This window comes from Leclercia sp. TB492 (assembly GCF_049974505.2).
Lineage (GTDB): Bacteria > Pseudomonadota > Gammaproteobacteria > Enterobacterales > Enterobacteriaceae > Enterobacter > Enterobacter adecarboxylatus_C.
Genome location: NZ_CM127572.1, coordinates 1,729,589 through 1,747,240 on the forward strand (window position 1 = coordinate 1,729,589; position 17,652 = coordinate 1,747,240).

22 protein-coding genes are annotated in these 17,652 nt (G+C 56.5%); 9 read left to right on the forward strand and 13 right to left on the reverse strand.

All coding sequences use genetic code 11. From position 1 onward, the window contains the following. Positions 1–112: 112 nt before the first annotated feature. Entirely contained in the window at positions 113–1,039 is a 927-nt protein-coding gene (locus ACP4QI_RS08020) for a Kdo(2)-lipid IV(A) acyltransferase (RefSeq protein WP_426494895.1), read from the reverse strand. A gap of 221 nt (positions 1,040–1,260) precedes the next feature. Between ACP4QI_RS08020 and trhO the strand changes: the two genes are divergently transcribed. Continuing rightward, positions 1,261–2,310, forward strand: a complete 1,050-nt coding sequence (trhO, locus tag ACP4QI_RS08025; protein ID WP_142489046.1) for an oxygen-dependent tRNA uridine(34) hydroxylase TrhO — start codon at positions 1,261–1,263, stop codon at positions 2,308–2,310. Between the two features lie 45 nt (positions 2,311–2,355). On the opposite strand, the gene ACP4QI_RS08030 is transcribed toward trhO, so the two are convergent. The 9 genes from ACP4QI_RS08030 to mdtH form a co-directional block, all read right to left on the reverse strand. Then, positions 2,356–2,931, reverse strand: a complete 576-nt coding sequence (locus tag ACP4QI_RS08030) for a YceI family protein (RefSeq protein ID WP_426494894.1) — start codon at positions 2,929–2,931, stop codon at positions 2,356–2,358. A gap of 1 nt (position 2,932) precedes the next feature. After that, positions 2,933–3,499, reverse strand: coding sequence for a cytochrome b (locus ACP4QI_RS08035; RefSeq protein WP_156263444.1), 567 nt, complete (start codon positions 3,497–3,499; stop codon positions 2,933–2,935). Positions 3,500–3,760: 261 nt separating this feature from the next. Beyond that, positions 3,761–3,874 carry a YceO family protein gene (locus tag ACP4QI_RS08040; protein ID WP_142489049.1) on the reverse strand — a complete coding sequence of 38 codons (114 nt, stop codon included), beginning with the start codon at positions 3,872–3,874 and terminating at the stop codon, positions 3,761–3,763. A gap of 56 nt (positions 3,875–3,930) precedes the next feature. Then, positions 3,931–5,049: an N-methyl-L-tryptophan oxidase gene (gene solA, locus ACP4QI_RS08045; protein ID WP_426494893.1), complete on the reverse strand. Its 1,119-nt coding sequence runs from the start codon at positions 5,047–5,049 to the stop codon at positions 3,931–3,933. Between the two features lie 117 nt (positions 5,050–5,166). Next, positions 5,167–5,421: a biofilm formation regulator BssS gene (gene bssS / locus ACP4QI_RS08050; protein ID WP_142489051.1), complete on the reverse strand. Its 255-nt coding sequence runs from the start codon at positions 5,419–5,421 to the stop codon at positions 5,167–5,169. Between the two features lie 270 nt (positions 5,422–5,691). Further along, a complete protein-coding gene (gene dinI / locus ACP4QI_RS08055; protein ID WP_156263446.1) occupies positions 5,692–5,937 on the reverse strand; it encodes a DNA damage-inducible protein I in 246 nt (81 codons plus the stop codon). Between the two features lie 74 nt (positions 5,938–6,011). Continuing rightward, complete coding sequence (gene pyrC / locus ACP4QI_RS08060; RefSeq protein WP_285127935.1) at positions 6,012–7,058, reverse strand: dihydroorotase; 1,047 nt, start codon at positions 7,056–7,058, stop codon at positions 6,012–6,014. 111 nt (positions 7,059–7,169) lie between these two features. Further along, entirely contained in the window at positions 7,170–7,730 is a 561-nt protein-coding gene (locus ACP4QI_RS08065; protein WP_426494892.1) for a lipoprotein, read from the reverse strand. A gap of 107 nt (positions 7,731–7,837) precedes the next feature. Then, positions 7,838–9,046 (reverse strand): multidrug efflux MFS transporter MdtH, encoded by a 1,209-nt coding sequence (gene mdtH, locus ACP4QI_RS08070; RefSeq protein ID WP_426494891.1) that lies wholly within the window; start codon positions 9,044–9,046, stop codon positions 7,838–7,840. Positions 9,047–9,280: 234 nt separating this feature from the next. Here mdtH and rimJ point away from each other — a divergent pair, with 234 nt between their 5' ends. The 4 genes from rimJ to murJ all read left to right on the forward strand — a co-directional run bounded on the left by rimJ (position 9,281) and on the right by murJ (position 13,137). Then, the gene (rimJ, locus tag ACP4QI_RS08075; protein ID WP_142489056.1) at positions 9,281–9,865 is read left to right on the forward strand and encodes a ribosomal protein S5-alanine N-acetyltransferase; all 585 of its coding nucleotides are present in this window, start codon (positions 9,281–9,283) and stop codon (positions 9,863–9,865) included. 9 nt (positions 9,866–9,874) lie between these two features. Then, positions 9,875–10,525, forward strand: coding sequence for a YceH family protein (locus ACP4QI_RS08080; RefSeq protein WP_285110775.1), 651 nt, complete (start codon positions 9,875–9,877; stop codon positions 10,523–10,525). 2 nt (positions 10,526–10,527) lie between these two features. Then, positions 10,528–11,451, forward strand: coding sequence for a Gfo/Idh/MocA family protein (locus tag ACP4QI_RS08085; RefSeq protein ID WP_285110776.1), 924 nt, complete (start codon positions 10,528–10,530; stop codon positions 11,449–11,451). 150 nt (positions 11,452–11,601) lie between these two features. Further along, a complete protein-coding gene (gene murJ / locus ACP4QI_RS08090) occupies positions 11,602–13,137 on the forward strand; it encodes a murein biosynthesis integral membrane protein MurJ (RefSeq protein ID WP_142489059.1) in 1,536 nt (511 codons plus the stop codon). Positions 13,138–13,194: 57 nt separating this feature from the next. On the opposite strand, the gene flgN is transcribed toward murJ, so the two are convergent. From flgN to flgA, 3 genes are all read right to left on the reverse strand, one after another. Further along, entirely contained in the window at positions 13,195–13,617 is a 423-nt protein-coding gene (gene flgN, locus ACP4QI_RS08095) for a flagella biosynthesis chaperone FlgN (protein ID WP_142489060.1), read from the reverse strand. Between the two features lie 7 nt (positions 13,618–13,624). Further along, positions 13,625–13,912: a flagellar biosynthesis anti-sigma factor FlgM gene (flgM, locus tag ACP4QI_RS08100; RefSeq protein WP_142489061.1), complete on the reverse strand. Its 288-nt coding sequence runs from the start codon at positions 13,910–13,912 to the stop codon at positions 13,625–13,627. 93 nt (positions 13,913–14,005) lie between these two features. Continuing rightward, entirely contained in the window at positions 14,006–14,662 is a 657-nt protein-coding gene (gene flgA / locus ACP4QI_RS08105; protein WP_426494890.1) for a flagellar basal body P-ring formation chaperone FlgA, read from the reverse strand. Between the two features lie 161 nt (positions 14,663–14,823). On the opposite strand from flgA, the gene flgB reads away from it, so the two are divergent. From flgB to flgE, 4 genes are read left to right on the forward strand one after another with little or no spacing between them, the layout of a single operon-like run. Next, positions 14,824–15,240 carry a flagellar basal body rod protein FlgB gene (gene flgB, locus ACP4QI_RS08110; protein WP_032617531.1) on the forward strand — a complete coding sequence of 139 codons (417 nt, stop codon included), beginning with the start codon at positions 14,824–14,826 and terminating at the stop codon, positions 15,238–15,240. Positions 15,241–15,242: 2 nt separating this feature from the next. After that, positions 15,243–15,647, forward strand: coding sequence for a flagellar basal body rod protein FlgC (gene flgC / locus ACP4QI_RS08115; RefSeq protein ID WP_426494889.1), 405 nt, complete (start codon positions 15,243–15,245; stop codon positions 15,645–15,647). Positions 15,648–15,658: 11 nt separating this feature from the next. Continuing rightward, positions 15,659–16,363: a flagellar hook assembly protein FlgD gene (gene flgD, locus ACP4QI_RS08120; RefSeq protein ID WP_426494888.1), complete on the forward strand. Its 705-nt coding sequence runs from the start codon at positions 15,659–15,661 to the stop codon at positions 16,361–16,363. 21 nt (positions 16,364–16,384) lie between these two features. Then, positions 16,385–17,647, forward strand: coding sequence for a flagellar hook protein FlgE (gene flgE, locus ACP4QI_RS08125; protein WP_426494887.1), 1,263 nt, complete (start codon positions 16,385–16,387; stop codon positions 17,645–17,647). Positions 17,648–17,652: the final 5 nt, after the last annotated feature.

The window sequence follows — 17,652 nt, forward strand, 5'->3', positions numbered from 1 at the left end:
TTAAAGAAGTAATAAGCCTGCTAATTATGCGCCTGGGTGATGGTTGCTGCAATGCGGGAAAGCATGATAAGTCAAAAGGGTGGTGCGGCCGGAGAGGCCGCAGGGCACAACGTTAATAGCGGGAAGGTACGCCTTCAGGGCGGGTTTTGAAGCGGCGATGCAGCCACATATACTGTTCCGGTGCCAGCAGGATGCACTTCTCAACCACCTCATTCATCCACGCGGCGGTGGTTTTCGCATCGTCCAGCGGTGGAGAACACTCTGGTTCCAGCATCATCAGCTCATAGCCCTTACCGTTGGATTTGCGGCGCGGTACGAAGGGCACAATTGCCGCCTGCGACAGACGGGCCAGCGTCCAGGTACCGGTGGTAGTGGCCGCTTCATCGACGGCAAAGAACGGAACGAAGACGCTGGCACCCGGGCCGTAGTCATGGTCCGGCGCATACCAGATCACCTCGCCGGATTTCAGCGCCCGGATCATCCCCTTGAGATCTTTACGGTCGATCATGCTCTTGTTGGAGCGCATCCGGCCCCAGGTTTGCAGCCAGTCGATCACCGGATTGTCATTCGGGCGATAGACGCCGATGCCGGGGGCCTGCATGCCGAACATCCGCGCGCCGATCTCCAGCGTGAGAAAATGAACGCCAATCAGCAGTACGCCGGTTTTCTGCGCCTGGAGCTGATGCACGGGCTCCATGCCGGTGCCGGTCACTTCGGTCCAGCGCGCCATGCGTTTATCGGACCAGAACCATGCCATCCCGGTCTCCATCAGCCCCATGCCGACGGATTCAAAGTTTTTGACCACCATGTCGTGACGCTCTTGCTCGCTCATCTCAGGAAAACAGAGTTCCAGATTGCGTCGGGCAATCCAGGCGCGGCGGGGCATAAAGCGCATCGCCAGGCGACCCAGGCCGCAGCCGAGACGGTAGATCAGCGGGTAGGGCAGCTGCACCAGTAACCATAATAAACCGATGCCAGCCCAGGTCAGCCAGTAACGAGGATGTAATAGCGCAGTGGAAAATTTAGGTAATTGAGTCATGTCGTTCCTGTTTTTAATACGTCCTGTCGGCAGATTGTCGCATTATTCGTTTCATATCCAAAACGGATGACAACGGAATGTTCATAAAAACGTCAAATGTTATTGCCCGGGCATTAAGAGGTATGAAATGTAGCGCAAAATGAAGGGATGTAAATTCTCATTGTTTGCTATATGATGCCGCCCGATTTTCATTCTCACTACGATTGCAGGAACCGTACACCATGCCAGTGTTACACAACCTCATTTCGAACGAAGAGCTGAAAGCGCGCATGTTGGCTGAAACCGAGCCGCGCACGACGATCTCGTTCTATAAATATTTCACCGTCGTTAACCCACAGGCCACGCGTGACGCACTGTATAAGGCGTTAACTGCCCTGAACGTCTTTGGCCGCATCTATCTGGCGCACGAAGGTATCAATGCGCAAATCAGCGTGCCTGAAAGCAACGTCGAGGCCCTGCGTGACTTCCTGTACGCCTTTGACCCGGCGCTGGACGGCCTGCGCCTGAACGTTGCCCTCGACGATGACGGCAAATCTTTCTGGGTGCTGCGCCTGAAAGTGCGCGAACGCATTGTGGCCGACGGCATTGACGACCCGACGTTTGACGCCAGCGATGTGGGTGAGTACCTGAAAGCGGCCGACGTTAACGCCATGCTCGACGATCCCGACGCCGTGTTTATCGATATGCGTAACCACTACGAATATGAAGTGGGCCATTTTGAAAACGCGCTTGAAATCCCGGCAGACACCTTCCGCGAGCAGCTGCCGAAAGCGGTTGAGATGATGCAGGAGCATAAGGACAAGAAAATTGTCATGTACTGCACCGGGGGGATCCGCTGCGAAAAAGCCAGCGCATACATGAAGCATCAGGGCTTCAACAAAGTCTGGCATATCGAGGGCGGGATCATTGAGTATGCCCGTCGCGCGCGCGAACAGGGGCTGCCGGTGCGCTTTATCGGCAAGAACTTCGTCTTTGACGAGCGGATGGGGGAGCGTATCTCTGACGATGTGATCGCCCATTGCCATCAGTGCGGCACCGCCTGCGACACCCATACCAACTGCAAAAACGACGGCTGTCACCTGCTGTTTATTCAGTGTCCTGCCTGCGCCGGGAAGTTCAACGGCTGCTGCAGCGAGCTGTGTAGCGAGGAGAGTATGTTGCCGGAAGAGGAGCAGCGCCGCCGCCGTGCGGGCCGCGAGAACGGCAATAAGATCTTCAATAAATCGCGTGGGCGTCTGAACACCCGCCTGGGTATTCCTGACCCGGAATAACCCTGAAACCTTGCCCGGTAGCGCGATGCTGACCGGGCGAGGGCATTACTTCTGCTGTACCCCTTCCACCGAAATAATCAGCTCTACGTCCTGCGACGCCGGGCCCAGATCGGTGGTGATGTTGAAGTCCTTCAGGTGAATTTTGCCTGTCGCTTCAAATCCTGCGCGCTTACCGCCCCAGGGATCGTCACCCTGACCAATCAGTTTTGCATCCAGCTTAACCGGCTTGGTTACGCCGTTCAGCGTCAGATCGCCAGTGATATCCAGACCCTCGCCATCCTTCTTCACCTCGGTCGAGGTAAAGGTCGCCTGCGGGTATTTCGCCACGTTGAGGAAATCTGCGCTACGCAGGTGCTTATCGCGCTCGGCGTGGTTGGTATCCAGGCTGTTGGTATTCAGGGTCACGTTGACCTTATCGGCCGCCGGATTACTCTCATCAAAGGTGAAGGAGCCGTCGAAATCCTTGAAGGTGCCATACAACCAGCTGTAGCCCAGATGCTGGATGCGGAAATTCACAAAGGCGTGCTGACCTTGCTTATCAATTTTGTAGTCGGCTGCCACCGCGGCGCCGGTGGTGAACAGCAGAGAACCTAAGGTTAATCCCAGCAGGCTTTTTTTCATTTTATGCTCCAGAGTCAGGTGACGCTTTGCCCAACATTCGTGTCAGGGTGGCGTCTTTGTCGATAAAGTGGTGTTTGATGGCCGCAAGACCATGCAGTGCAGATAACGAGACCACGCCCCAGGCCAGCCACAGATGAACGGTGCCGGCCAGATCGGCCTGCGCCCCGGCATCCGCCAGCAGGGCAGGGACGTCAAACAGACCGAAGACGCTGATCGGCTTGCCGTCGGCGGTGGAAATTAAATAACCGCTGATAAGAATGGCGAACAGCACCGCATACAGGGCAAAATGCGCGGCGGCGGCGCTCAGACGCGTGACGCGCGACTGGCTTTTCAGCGCCGGGGGCACCGGGGAAAAACGGCGCCACAGCAGACGCACCACCAGCGCGAGCATCAGCATAAAACCGATGCTTTTGTGCAGCTCTGGTGCCTGGTGATACCAACCATCGTAATAGCTGAGGGTCACCATCCATAATCCAAGGCCAAACATGCCATACACCGCAATAGCCATCAGCCAGTGCAAACTCATGGAAATAACGCCATAGCGTGTAGGGGAATTACGCACCTGCATTTTGAATACCGTCATTAATTAATAAGCGCTCAAAATGGCGTGGAGGAAACATTAATGCAAATGATATTTATAGATATTCATTATTAATTTTATTTGTTCAATTCTTTTGAAGGAAAATAAGTAAAAATGGTCAATATGACTGTTAATGCTTTGTGATGCAGGCTGATTTAAGGCGGGTTATGACGATTTTATGATGTTCAAATAATTTATTGTGAAATTATAGTTATCTTAAGAATCGTCAGTTTTTGTCAATATGTCTCATCAGAAAAATACAATGTACAGAATATCGAGGATCGCCAGTAACGACCACAGCACAATATAGAGCATCAGATGCTCGCGAATATTATTGACCACATAATTAACAATACGACGCATGAGGGTACCGGTAATGGAGATGATGAAAGGCTTCGGCAACCCGAAGCCTGACAGCATTATCGGCTAAAGCGCGACAGGGAGAAAGGCGCGAGATCAAACGGCGGGGCGATCTGCTGTGAGAATTGCGCGGCAATCTCGCCCAGCACGCTGGCAAATTTGAACCCGTGCCCGCTCAGGCCGGCGATCAGCAGCGTATTATCATGGCCCGGCAGGGTATCGATGATGAAGTCTTCGTCCGGCGTGTTGTCATAGGTGCAGGCTGCCCCGTATAACAGGCCGCCGATACCCGGCAACACGTTGCGCAGGAACTTGAATGCTTCAGAGCCGTCGCCAGGCCAGGCACCGAACGGTTTGCGCTCTTCCGGGGAGTTGATAACCTGCCCGCCGTTGTGTTTACCGATCTTCAGCGCATCTTTCTCTGATGGGAAGCCGTAGAACTGATCCCCATCTGGCAGCTCGCCAGTGAAGGCCGGGAAGCGGTTCTGATGACTGTAACGCCCGTCGGACTGGAACCAGGAGAAGACCTTGCGCACCGGCTGGATCGGCAGGCCGGGCACCAGACGCGATACCCAGGTTCCGGCGCTTACCAGCAGGCGATCCGCACGATACGGACCCTCCGGGGTCTCGACGGTGACGCCGTCGTCCTGATGGGAAATCGCGGTGACCGGGCAGTTAAACAGCTGTGCGCAGCCCGCCTCTTTCGCCAGCGCAATCCAGGTTTTGATCGCCAGCTCGCTGCGCAGGACTCCGGACTCGGCCTCAAACAGACCGATATAACCCTCAGGAACCTGGATTTCAGGCCAGCGCTTCATCACCGCCGCCGCGTCCAGCCGCTCAAGATTGAGATTGAACTGGCGGGCGCTCTGCTCAACGGTTGCCAGGAACGTCGAATCTGACGGCCCGAGATTGACCACCCCCGTGCGTTCGAAGACCGGTTCGCCGCTGATGTCGGCCAGCTCATCCCACAGCGCCTGGGCGCGCAAAACCAGCGGCACATAGCGTTCACCTTCCCCGTAAGCGTGACGCATCAGGCGGGTGTCGCCGTGATGACTACCTTCGGTGTGGGGCGGCATATGGGCATCGATCATCAGGACGTTTTGACCGGCACGTGTTGCGTAATATCCTGCCGCTGCACCGACAGATCCGCTGCCAATAATAATTAAATCGTATTTCATCAGATTCTCTTTACGCGTTTCGTTGCTTAGCAGGGTAATTAAGACGTGACGGTTATACAAGGGCGAAATAAATGAGGCACCGTAAGGTGCCTTTTTGAGTGAGATTTAGACATGACATTAATGTCGCCGGTACTCATTTGCCTGGTAGTCACTGGATTCTATTTTTGCAATACCGGCTTCTAAAATAGAAATAAACTGACGTGCGACGTCTGTTGTTAACCACAGCGTCTGCCCAACTTCCGCTTCTTCGGTGTCAGGGTGATTCGGGGTCTGGTAATGCAAACGCAGCATCAGTGCGTCGTAGCTATCTACAGTGCTGATATCCCAGCCAACAAGCGGATGTGTCTGGATGACTTCATTATTCTTTTCCATCATAACCCCCTGAATACGTGTTAAAAGACAACGACTGTGAGGTTCAATGCGTGTTTTTCTGAAGCAATTTCAGTATATCAATAAATAAGGCTTCTGAAGGGAAAAAGAAACAGGCAGCACAACAAATTTGTGCGTTTTAGGATTGTTTGAACATTAAAACATCATCTTGCTGATGATTTTTGAGGAAGTCAGTCAGATTATTCGTACTAACGTTGAACAGACGAAAAAAAGCCGGGGCGACCCGGCAAAAAAAAACAAAGAGGGATAAAATTAATCGGTAATAAACCAGTCGTCAGCGCTCTCCCAGGTTTCCTGTAAAATTTCGCTGATGCGCGCTTTATCTTCTTTGGCGCCACCGATGACCGACAGATTGTTTGACCCGGCATAACGCACGGTGACAGCACCTTCGCGTTCGGGGAAGGAGTCATTTATACGGCGGGATAATTCACCCGCCAGCGCATCCAGCGCGCCGGCAGGCAAAGCAGTTGTTCTGGCAATGGTCACTTCGATACGCATAGTTGCCCCCTGTGTAATATACTGGTTATTTATACAGTTATATTATTGAACTTACAACAGGGGGCCAACAATTTTTAGCGTTTTACCGTCCAGTGCACGGTTTCACCTGCGAGGAACGGGATCAGGGTGTCATCCGTCAGCGCAATAGAATCCACCACGCTGCTCTCTTCGCGTACCAGTTCAACGAAGGTTTCATTGACCGGCAGGCCGTAGAAGCGAGGGCCGTTCAGGGAGCAGAAGGCCTCAAAGTGCTGCAGGGCGTTCATCTCGTCAAACACCTGGGCATAGCTGGCCAGCGCCGTAGGGGCGTTAAAGCAGCCTGCACAGCCGCAGCTGGCCTCTTTGCGATGACGGGCGTGCGGGGCGGAGTCGGTGCCGAGGAAGGCGCGCTCAAAGCCGCTGGCGACGAGTTCACGCAGCGCCTGCTGGTGGATATTGCGTTTGAGGATGGGCAGGCAGTAGAGGTGAGGGCGCACGCCGCCCACCAGCATGTGGTTGCGGTTGAACATCAGGTGCTGCGGGGTGATGGTGGCAGCCAGAAGCTCGTTGCCCTCGCGCACGTACTCGGCTGCATCTTTGGTGGTGATGTGTTCAAACACCACTTTCAGACCCGGCAGGCGCTGACGCAGCGGCTCCATCACGGTGTCGATGAAGCGCGCTTCACGGTCGAAGATATCGATCTCGGCATGGGTCACTTCGCCATGCACCAGCAGCGGCATCCCCAGTTTCTCCATACGCTCCAGCACCGGCATAATGGCATCAATGCTGGTCACGCCATGGCTGGAGTTAGTGGTGGCGTTCGCCGGGTAGAGTTTGGCGGCAGTAAAGACCCCTTCGTTAAAGCCGCGTTCAATCTCATTAGGATCGAGCGTGTCGGTCAGATAACAGGTCATCAGCGGGGTAAAATCGTGACCGGCAGGCACGGCATCAAGAATGCGCTGGCGATAGGCAATCGCCGCATCGACCGTGGTGACGGGCGGCACCAGGTTTGGCATAACAATCGCGCGGCCATAGATTTCACTGGTATAAGGCACGACGGTATTCAGCATATCGCCATCGCGAAGATGGATATGCCAGTCGTCTGGGCGGCGAATTTTCAAAACCTGGGATGGTGCAGTCATGGATAGGCTCCGGCTGAGTGAGATGATTTTTGCCGGACACAAAGAATAGGGGGAAACGTTTTCGTTTGCACTCTTTTCCGCAAAAAAAAGGGCGCCGGAGCGCCCTGGAGGTTAATCGACGAAGGGGATAACAATCTCACCCGGCTTCACTTCGATACCTTTAGCGTATTTTTTCGCCAGCGCTTCACCCTTGCTGTTATCTTCGCTCAGGATGTAGGCCGGCTGATGATTAAAGTAATTCTGCAGTGACTGGTTCAGGTAGGGCATCAGGGTTTGCAGAACCGGCTTCATCTTGTCCGGCGACACCACGGCGTCGGTGATCTCCATCTGCTGCAGATAGATGGCGCCCTGATCTTTATTGAAGACCGGCAGCGCTTTTAATTTCAGTTTGATATTGGCTTTCTGGCTACCGAACAGCGAGTTCATGTCCAGGCTGGCATCCCCGGAGAGCATCACTTTATTCGGCTCCTCGCGGCCAATCTGACTGGCAAGGTTGGTCAGGACGATATGCGCATCCGCCACGCCCGGAACGCCAATATCTTTCGCAAAGTTATTGCGCTTTTGCAGTGCCTGGTTGATCTCCTGTTCACTGACGGTGTACTGGGTAAGCTGATTACAACCAACCAGCAGGCCGCTGATGATCAACGCAGTGGCAATAACGATCTTCTTCATGGTTTTCCTCGACATATATGTCAGCGCTTCAATCCTGACGCGCCAGTATGTCAGGGGAGCCTGAGTCAGACCAGCAGAAAAAACTGATATCTGCGCCTGTGGAGCAATCAGGCGCCGGGTTCCAGCAAGGGGCGCACGCGGCGCTTGTGGCTGAACTGCCAGCCCAGCGCAAAGAAGGTGATGACGCCGATTAAGGCCAGCATCACCCACGGCAGCTCGGGCTGGTGGAACGCTTTCCCGGCATCGAACAGCCAGCCGCCTCCGGCATAGCCCAGCGCACCGCCAATCGCCAGCCCGAGACGGCTGAAGCCCATATAGCTGCCCCGCGCGCGCGGGTCGGCCAGCTCGGCGCTCAGCGTTTCACGAGCCGGTTCGGCGATAATAGAGCCGATATAGAAGGTGCAGATCAGCATAAACAGCTGCTGCAGGGAGCTGACCATGCCGATGGGCAGCATGCTCAGGGACATCAGCAGCAGCCCCGCCATCAGGCGGTGCTCGAGGCGGAATCGTTTCTCGCTCCAGCGCGCAATGGGGTAGAGCAGGGTCAGGGAGAGACAGGCCTCAATGGCGTACATCCATTTGACCGCCGCCGGGGAGCCCGCCACATCGTTAACCATGATCGGCAGCATCAGCATCACCTGCACTCCCAGCATGTAATAGCCCGCCAGGGTCAGCACATAGGTGATAAAGCGTTTATCGCGCCAGACCCGATCCAGCCCCTCACGCACCGGCGCTTTGACGGTGGAGAGTTTCCAGGCGGGCAGCAGCCAGGCGTTGAAGGCCGCGCAGAGGATAAACAGCACCGCGCCCGTGGCGCAGACCAGACGAAAATCATACTGCAGCAGCCAGCTGCCCAGCAGCGCGCCCACCACCGCCCCGGCGCTGTCCTGCATCATTAGCAGGGAGAAAAAACGTCCGCGATGCTGAGGGCGGATCAGTTTGACCACTAAGGCCGTGCGCGGTGGGTCGAACAGCGTGCCGCCAAGACCGGAGATAAAGCAGGAGACCCACAGCAGCCAGGGTTCATGGGCGATCGCCATAGTGGCAAACCCCGCCGCCCGCAGCAGCATGCCGGTGACGATCATCGGTTTAGCGCCGAAGCGGTCGGCAATTGCGCCGCCAAACACCCCCAGCCCCTGCTGAACGAACTGGCGCAGCCCCAGTGCAATGCCGACCATCAGCGCCGCCCAGCCCATCTGATCGACAAAGCGAATCGAAATAAGCGGGAAAACGACAAAAAAGCCGAGCACAACCAGCATGTTATCGACGAGCAGGAAGTACTTACCCAGACTCCGGGCCTGTGAGATACGGGACATTTCCCCTCCAGGGGAATAAAGATGATAAGCGCGCTAATATTCTGCGGTTTCGCCGGAGTTTTTCCCACAGCGCAAGCGACAATATTTTTTTATCAAAAGGGTACTTTGATTGAGGCTTTTCATCGAAAAATGTGAAAAGTCTTCAAAATGGTATGTCACTGTTTTCCCAGACGGCAACGGCGCAGGTATAGTAAAGCTAACGGGTCAAGGTTGTAACAGGAAGGAGTTGTATCCATGTTTGGCTATCGCAGTAATGTGCCGAAAGTGCGCCTCACGACTGACCGGCTGGTGGTTCGTCTGGTTCATGAGCGTGATGCCTGGCGTCTGGCGGACTACTACGCCGAGAATCGTCAGTTTTTAAAACCCTGGGAACCCGTGCGGGATGAAAGCCACTGTTATCCTTCCGGCTGGCAGGCCCGGCTGAGCATGATTGCCGAGTTCCACAAGCAGGGTTCGGCGTTCTATTTTGCCCTGCTCGATCCCGATGAGAAAGAGATCGTTGGGATCGCCAACTTTTCTAACGTGGTGCGGGGATCGTTTCACGCCTGCTATCTGGGTTACTCCATCGGACAAAAATGGCAGGGGCAGGGGCTGATGTTTGAGGCCTTAACCTCGGCAATCCGCTATATGCAGCGTACCCAGCATATGCACCGCATTATGGCCAACTACATGCCGCACAATCAGCGCAGCGGGGATCTGCTGGCGCGCCTCGGGTTCGAAAAAGAGGGCTACGCCAAAGACTATCTGCTGATTGACGGCGAATGGCGCGATCATGTCCTGACGGCGCTGACAACCAAAGAGTGGAGCGCGGGGCGCTAAGGAACAGAGATGAAATACCAATTAACCGCCACAGAAGCGCGCGTCATTGGCTGTCTGCTGGAAAAACAGGTCACCACGCCGGAACAGTATCCGCTCTCGGTGAATGCAGTGACCCTGGCCTGTAATCAGAAAACCAACCGTGAACCGGTGATGAACCTCGCCGAGCATGAGGTGCAGGATCTGCTTGATGCGCTGGTTAAACGCCACTATCTGCGCACCGTCAGCGGCTTTGGCAATCGCGTTACCAAATATGAGCAGCGTTTTTGCAACTCCGAGTTTGGCGCCCTGAAACTGAACTCTGCCGAAGTGGCGTTGATCGCCACTCTGCTGCTGCGTGGGGCGCAGACGCCCGGCGAGCTGCGTACCCGAGCCGCGCGCATGCACGAGTTCGCCGATATGCAGGAGGTAGAGCAGGCGCTTGAGGGGCTTGCTGCCCGTGAAGATGGGCCCTTTGTCCTGCGTCTGGCGCGCGAGCCGGGCAAGCGCGAAAGCCGCTATATGCACCTCTTCAGCGGCGAGGTTGATACCTCCGTTGCGACGTCAGAGGCCGCAGCGCCGGTTGCGGATGAAACCTTGCTGGCCCGTGTTGAGGCGCTGGAGAATGAAGTCGAAGAATTGAAACAGCGACTCGATTCGCTGCTGGCACATCTGGGGGATTAACGGTGGCAAAATTACGTGTAGGCGTTGTAGGGCTGGGCGGTATCGCGCAGAAAGCCTGGCTGCCGGTGCTGAGCGCCGCGACAGACTGGACGTTACAGGGCGCCTGGTCGCCGTCGCGGGATAAGGCGCTAAGGATCTGCGAGTCCGTACGCATGCCTTATTATTCATCGTTACAGGATCTGGCCCGGGAGTGTGATGTGGTCTTTGTCCACACCTCCACCGTCACCCACTATCAGGTGGTCAGCGAGCTGCTGCAGGCCGGTGTTCATGTTTGCGTCGATAAACCGCTGGCTGACAACCTGGCCGACGCCGAGCGCCTGATTGAGCTCGCGGCGCGGAAGAAGCTCACCCTGATGGTCGGCTTTAACCGCCGCTTCGCGCCGCTCTACCAGCAGCTGAAAACGCAGCTGAACGATGCGGCCTCGCTGCGGATGGATAAACACCGCGCCGACAGTATCGGGCCCAACGATCTGCGCTTTACCCTGCTGGATGATTATCTGCACGTGGTGGACACTGCCCTGTGGCTGGCGGGCGATAATGCCCAACTGACCGGCGGCACGCTGCAAACCAACGAGCAGGGGGCGATGGTCTATGCCGAGCACCATTTCAGTGCGGGCAATCTGCAGATCACCACCTCCATGCACCGCCGGGCGGGCAGCCAGCGCGAGTGGATCCAGGCGGTAACGGACGGCGCGCTGCTGGACATCACCGACATGCGCGAGTGGCGTGAGGAGCGCGGCGCAGGTGTCGTTACGCCGGCCATCCCGGGCTGGCAGAGTACTCTTGAACAGCGCGGCTTTGCGGGCTGCGCGCGTCACTTCATCGAATGCGTGCAAAATCAGACGGTTCCTGAAACCGCGGGTGAACAGGCGATCCGCGCCCAGCGTATCGTGGAGAAGCTCTGGCGCGATGCCATGAGCGAATAACCCGCTGTAACATCTGCCCATAGCAATTCGTTTTTTTACGAGTAGACTAGGCGCTTTTATTGTCCTGTAGGCCGGGTAAGCGCAGCGACCCGGCGAGAATCACGCCTGCTTTGCAGGCGTTTTGCCGTCTGGTAGTGGAAATTCACGTTAATGAACCTATTAAAATCGCTGGCTGCCGTCAGCTCAATGACCATGTTTTCGCGCGTGCTGGGCTTTGCGCGCGACGCCATTGTGGCAAGGGTCTTTGGCGCAGGGATGGCGACTGACGCCTTTTTTGTTGCTTTTAAACTGCCTAACCTGCTGCGCCGTATCTTTGCCGAAGGCGCGTTCTCCCAGGCTTTTGTCCCCATTCTGGCGGAATACAAAAGCAAGCAGGGGGAAGACGCGACGAAAGTGTTTGTCTCCTACGTCTCGGGATTGCTGACCCTCGCCCTGGCGATCGTCACGGTAATCGGGATGCTGGCGGCGCCCTGGGTGATCATGGTCACCGCCCCCGGCTTTGCCGATACCGCCGACAAATTTGCCCTGACCTCGCAGCTGTTGCGCATCACCTTCCCCTATATTCTGCTGATCTCGCTGGCGTCGCTGGCGGGGGCGATCCTTAACACCTGGAACCGCTTCTCGGTCCCGGCGTTTGCGCCGACGTTCCTCAACGTCAGCATGATCGGCTTTGCGCTGTTCGCCGCACCGCACTTCCATCCGCCGGTGCTGGCGCTGGCCTGGGCGGTGACGGTGGGCGGCGTGCTGCAGCTGGCGTATCAACTGCCGCACCTGAAAAAGATCGGCATGCTGGTGCTGCCGCGCATTAACCTGCGCGATGCCGGGGCGATGCGGGTGGTGAAGCAGATGGGCCCGGCCATTCTTGGCGTCTCGGTGAGCCAGATTTCGCTGATCATCAACACCATCTTCGCCTCTTTCCTGGTCTCCGGTTCCGTCTCCTGGATGTACTACGCCGACCGCCTGATGGAGTTCCCGTCCGGGGTACTCGGGGTGGCGCTGGGCACTATTTTGCTGCCGTCGCTCTCACGCAGCTTCGCCAGCGGCAACCAGGATGAGTACTGTCGTCTGATGGACTGGGGGTTACGCCTCTGCTTCCTGCTGGCGCTGCCGAGCGCGGTGGCGCTGGGGATCCTCGCGAAACCGCTGGTGGTGTCCTTGTTCCAGTACGGTAAATTTAGCGCCTTCGATGCCCTGATGACCCAGCGGGCGCTGGTGGCCTATTCCGTCGGGCTGATGGGGTTGATTGTGGTGAAAGTGCTGGCCCCGGGCTTCTACTCGCGCCAGGACATCAAGACGCCGGTGAAGATTGCCATCGTGACCCTGATCATGACCCAGGTGATGAACCTGGCGTTTATTGGCCCACTGAAGCACGCCGGCCTGTCGCTCTCCATCGGTCTGGCAGCCTGTCTGAATGCCGGGCTGCTCTACTGGCAGCTGAGAAAGCAGCAGATTTTTACCCCGCAGCCGGGCTGGGCGAGCTTCCTGTTACGTCTGGTGATCGCGGTGCTGGTGATGGCCGCAGCGCTGGTGGGCATGCTGTACGTGATGCCTGACTGGTCGCTGGGCACCATGCCTTATCGTCTGCTGCGCCTGATGGCGGTGGTGGTGGTGGGCGTCGTGGCCTACTTCGCGACTCTCGCGGTGCTGGGCTTTAAGGTGAAAGAGTTCGCCCGCCGCACGGCGTAAAGCCAAAAAAGGGGAGCGCCTGTCGGTGCTCCCCTTTTTCTGTCTGTCTCACAACAATTAAATCGAAAACTTCTTCCCGCCGCTGCGTGAGCTGGAAGTCTGGCCATCGGCACCGTACAGTGCCGGCTCCTGATGCGGCTTCAGCACGTCCAGCGCCTGCTGGTTGCGGGTGATTTGCCCCTCGAGTAACCAGCCGTTATGCTGATTGAGATCGCGCAGACGCTGTGTTTTTTCAGTAATAGTTTGCCAGCGATCGGCGACATCATCATTGGCACTCTGGCGCGCGGACTGTTCGGTACGGCGCTGCTGCTCCAGATAATCCAGAGTTGCCAGCAGGGAGCTTTTATCTTCTGTAATGCGCTGCAGCGCGCTGCCGTTCACATTCCCGGCAGAGAGCTGTTGTTGCTCGGCGTCCATCACCGTTTTCAGGTCGTTTAAGACGACCGTCATTTGATCCATAATTTCCGTCAGACGACTCATACGGCGATTACTCTAAGAAACTTTGCGCTTCCTGAATCAGCGCGTCAGCGATTTTACTGGTGTCCATTTTCAGCTCACCGTTACGGATCGCGGTTTTCAGCGCTTCAACACGTTCCATGTTGATATCGTTGCTGCCCGGCTGCATCAGTTTCGCCTGGGCATCGCTCAGCGTAACGCTGGTGCTGTTAGCCGCGGCCGATTTTTGCGGGCGCGGTTTTGCCGTCGCAGTCTCATTCAGTTCGCGAGGTTGTACAGTGCTAACCGGCTTCAGGGGCGATGTACGATCAATGCTCATTGTGTTGTCCTCATCGAGGGTTGGCGGCGTTAGCGCCTGACATTATCACTTGTTAATGATTTATCGGCAGTCGCCGCATAATCTTTAAAAAGATTATAGGTTAATCAGAATATTCCCATCAGAATCGACGGTGCCGCTCACGACCTGACCTGAGGTCATCCTGACGCGGGCGTTTTGCGCCACGGCCGCATTGTTCAGCGCCTGTCCTTCGCTGTTAACGCTAAAGCCCTCGCCGCTGGCGATCACCATTACCCGCTGTCCGGCTTTAATGAGCCAAGCCTGGCGCAGCATCGACAGTTGCAGAGGCTGCCCGGGCACCAGATCGCGCAAGCTAATGGCATTCTGCGCCTGGTTAATATCCAGCATCGTGCGCGGAGGCAGCTGATCCAGTCTGCCGCGCTTCAGCGCAACGCTACCCGGCTGCAAGGCCGCACCACGTGGGATGTTCCGGGACGCGACAACATAATCGCCCGTCGCCTGAACTGCAACCTGTATAAACCGTTTTTCATTGTCACATCGTGCCGTGACGCTGACGTTGCCCCACTGCCTGGTGTTTCCAGGGACGCTGAATTCGGGTGTTTCACAGGAGGGCAGCATGGTGGCAGGCGTGCGGATCTGCACCGAAACCTCATCGCTATACCCTGCCAGACGCTGGGCAAAAAACGCCGTCAGCTGGGCATCAAGATCCTGCGCCAGAGTGCAGGCGCTCCAGAGGAGCAGGATTGCGGTCAAACCACCTTTAAGTGCCATATCGCCCGTTACCATCGGATTACAGAATGAGCAGGATTCTACCTGTAGCGGTTGGGCATCAACGCAATAAATAGCGACGCATTTTGCGCTTATTCCGTCGATGACGGAGACGGGTTGAGATTTAAGCTATCCACTGAAATTTTGCCATCAGCGGAGGAGACATGCTCGATAAACTCGACGCCGCGCTACGTTTTCAGCAGGAAGCGCTCAACTTACGCGCCCAGCGTCAGGAGATTCTGGCCGCCAATATCGCCAACGCCGATACCCCCGGGTTTCAGGCGCGCGATATCGATTTTTCCAGTGAATTAAAGAAAGTGATGGAGCGCGGTCGGGCCGAAAATAGCGGTGTCGCCCTTGCGCTGACCTCTGCACGCCATATTCCGGCAGAGACCGTGACGACACCGAATACCGATTTACTTTACCGCATCCCCGATCAGCCATCCCTCGACGGCAACACCGTCGATATGGACCGGGAGCGTACGCAGTTCGCCGATAACAGCCTCAAGTACCAGATGGGACTGACCGTTCTCGGCGGGCAGATTAAAGGCATGATGAGTGTTCTGCAGGGAGGCAACTAGTAATGGCCTTACTCAATATCTTTGATATCGCGGGTTCAGCCCTGACCGCGCAATCCCAACGTCTGAACGTCGCCGCCAGTAACATGGCGAACGCTGACAGCGTGGCGGGTCCGGACGGTCAACCTTACCGCGCCAAACAGGTGGTGTTCCAGGTGGATGCAGCACCGGGTGCGCAAACCGGCGGGGTCAAAGTGGCCAGCGTGATTGAGAGCCAGGCTCCCAACAAGCTGGTGTACGAGCCGGGCAACCCGCTGGCCGACGCCAGTGGCTACGTCAAAATGCCAAACGTGGATGTGGTCGGTGAGATGGTGAACACCATGTCGGCGTCCCGCAGCTACCAGGCCAACGTAGAAGTCCTGAACACCGTGAAGAGCATGATGCTTAAAACCCTCACTCTGGGCCAGTAAAGGAGAGATCAATGTCCATTGCCGTAAATGTTAATGACAGATCGGCTGCTACTGGCGTCAGCGGCGCCACCGGCAGCAGCTCGCTTACCGGAAGTAACGCTTCCGATCTCCAGGGCAGCTTTCTGACGCTGCTGGTTGCGCAGCTGAAAAACCAGGATCCGACCAACCCGATGCAGAATAACGAACTGACCACGCAGCTTGCGCAGATCAGTACGGTGAGCGGCATCGAGAAACTCAACACCACGCTGGGCTCCATCTCCGGGCAGATCGACAGCAGCCAGTCGATGCAGGCCAGCACGCTGATTGGCCATGGCGTGATGATCCCGGGCTCGACCGTTCTGGCAGGCACCAGCGGTGCCGAAGGCTCGACGACCACCTCAACCACCCCGTTTGGTGTGGAGCTGCAGCAGAGCGCGGACAAAGTGACCGCCACCATCACCGATAAGAACGGTGCGGTGGTACGCACCATTGACATCGGCGAGCTGAAAGCGGGCGTTCACACCTTTACCTGGGACGGGACCCTGACCGACGGCACCACGGCGCCAAACGGCTCTTATAACGTCGCCATTTCCGCCAGCAGCGGCAGCACGCAGCTGGTGGCACAGCCACTGCAGTTTGCGATGGTGCAGGGCGTGATCCGCAGCAGCAGCGGTAACACGCTGGATCTCGGGACTTACGGTACTACCACGCTCGACGAAGTTCGGCAGATTATTTAAAACCATTACCAGGAGTAACTCATGGCCTTTTCACAAGCGGTCAGCGGCCTGAATGCTGCAGCCACTAACCTCGACGTCATTGGTAACAACATTGCCAACTCCGCGACCTATGGCTTTAAGTCCGGTAGCGCGTCGTTCGCAGATATGTTCGCCGGCTCCAAAGTAGGTCTGGGCGTTAAAGTCGCCGGGATCACCCAGGACTTTTCAGACGGTACTACCACCAACACCGGGCGTGGCCTGGATGTGGCTATCAGCCAGAGCGGCTTCTTCCGCATGCTCGACAGCAACGGTTCGGTCTATTACAGCCGTAACGGCCAGTTCAGCATGGACGAAAACCGCAACCTGGTGAACATGCAGGGTCTGCAGCTGACCGGCTATCCGGCAGCAGGTAGCCCGCCAACGGTGCAGACCGGTGCCAACCCGCAGCCGATCAACATTCCAAACACGCTGATGTCGGCAAAAGCCACCAGCACCGCGGCGCAGCAGATCAACCTGAACTCCACCGACAGCGTGCCGACCATTCCGTTTGACGTTACCAACGCTAACCCGGATTCAGACAGTTTCAACAAGAAAGGCACCATCACCGTTTATGACAACCAGGGTAACGCCCACAACATGTATGTCTACTACGTGAAAACGGCAGACAACAAATGGGATCTCTATACCCAGGACGGCAGTGTTGCTAACGGTAAGATCACCAAAACCGCGCAGATGAACTTCGATGGCAACGGTAATCTGGAAGGTGTGTACAACTACGACGCCGCCGGTACGTTGAGCGCTGCAGCAAATACCAGCCCGTCTATCAACGTGACTACCGATCCGCTGAGCGGCGCGGAGTCGATAGAGTTCACCCTGAGCTTCCTCAACTCCATGCAGCAGAACACCGGGGCGAACAACATCGTGGCGACCAACCAGAACGGCTACAAGCCGGGCGACCTAGTGAGCTATCAGATCAACGATGACGGTACCGTGGTAGGTAACTACTCCAACGAACAGAGCCAGGTGCTGGGTCAGATCGTGATGGCGAACTTCGCCAACAACGAAGGTCTCCAGTCTGAAGGTAACAACGTCTGGTCTGCTACCCAATCTTCGGGCGTCGCGCTGCTCGGCACCGCCGGTTCCGGTAACTTCGGTACCCTGACCAACGGCGCGCTGGAAGCCTCCAACGTCGACCTGAGTAAAGAGCTGGTCAATATGATCGTCGCGCAGCGTAACTATCAGTCGAACGCGCAGACCATCAAAACCCAGGACCAGATCCTCAACACGCTGGTTAACCTCCGCTAAGTGGC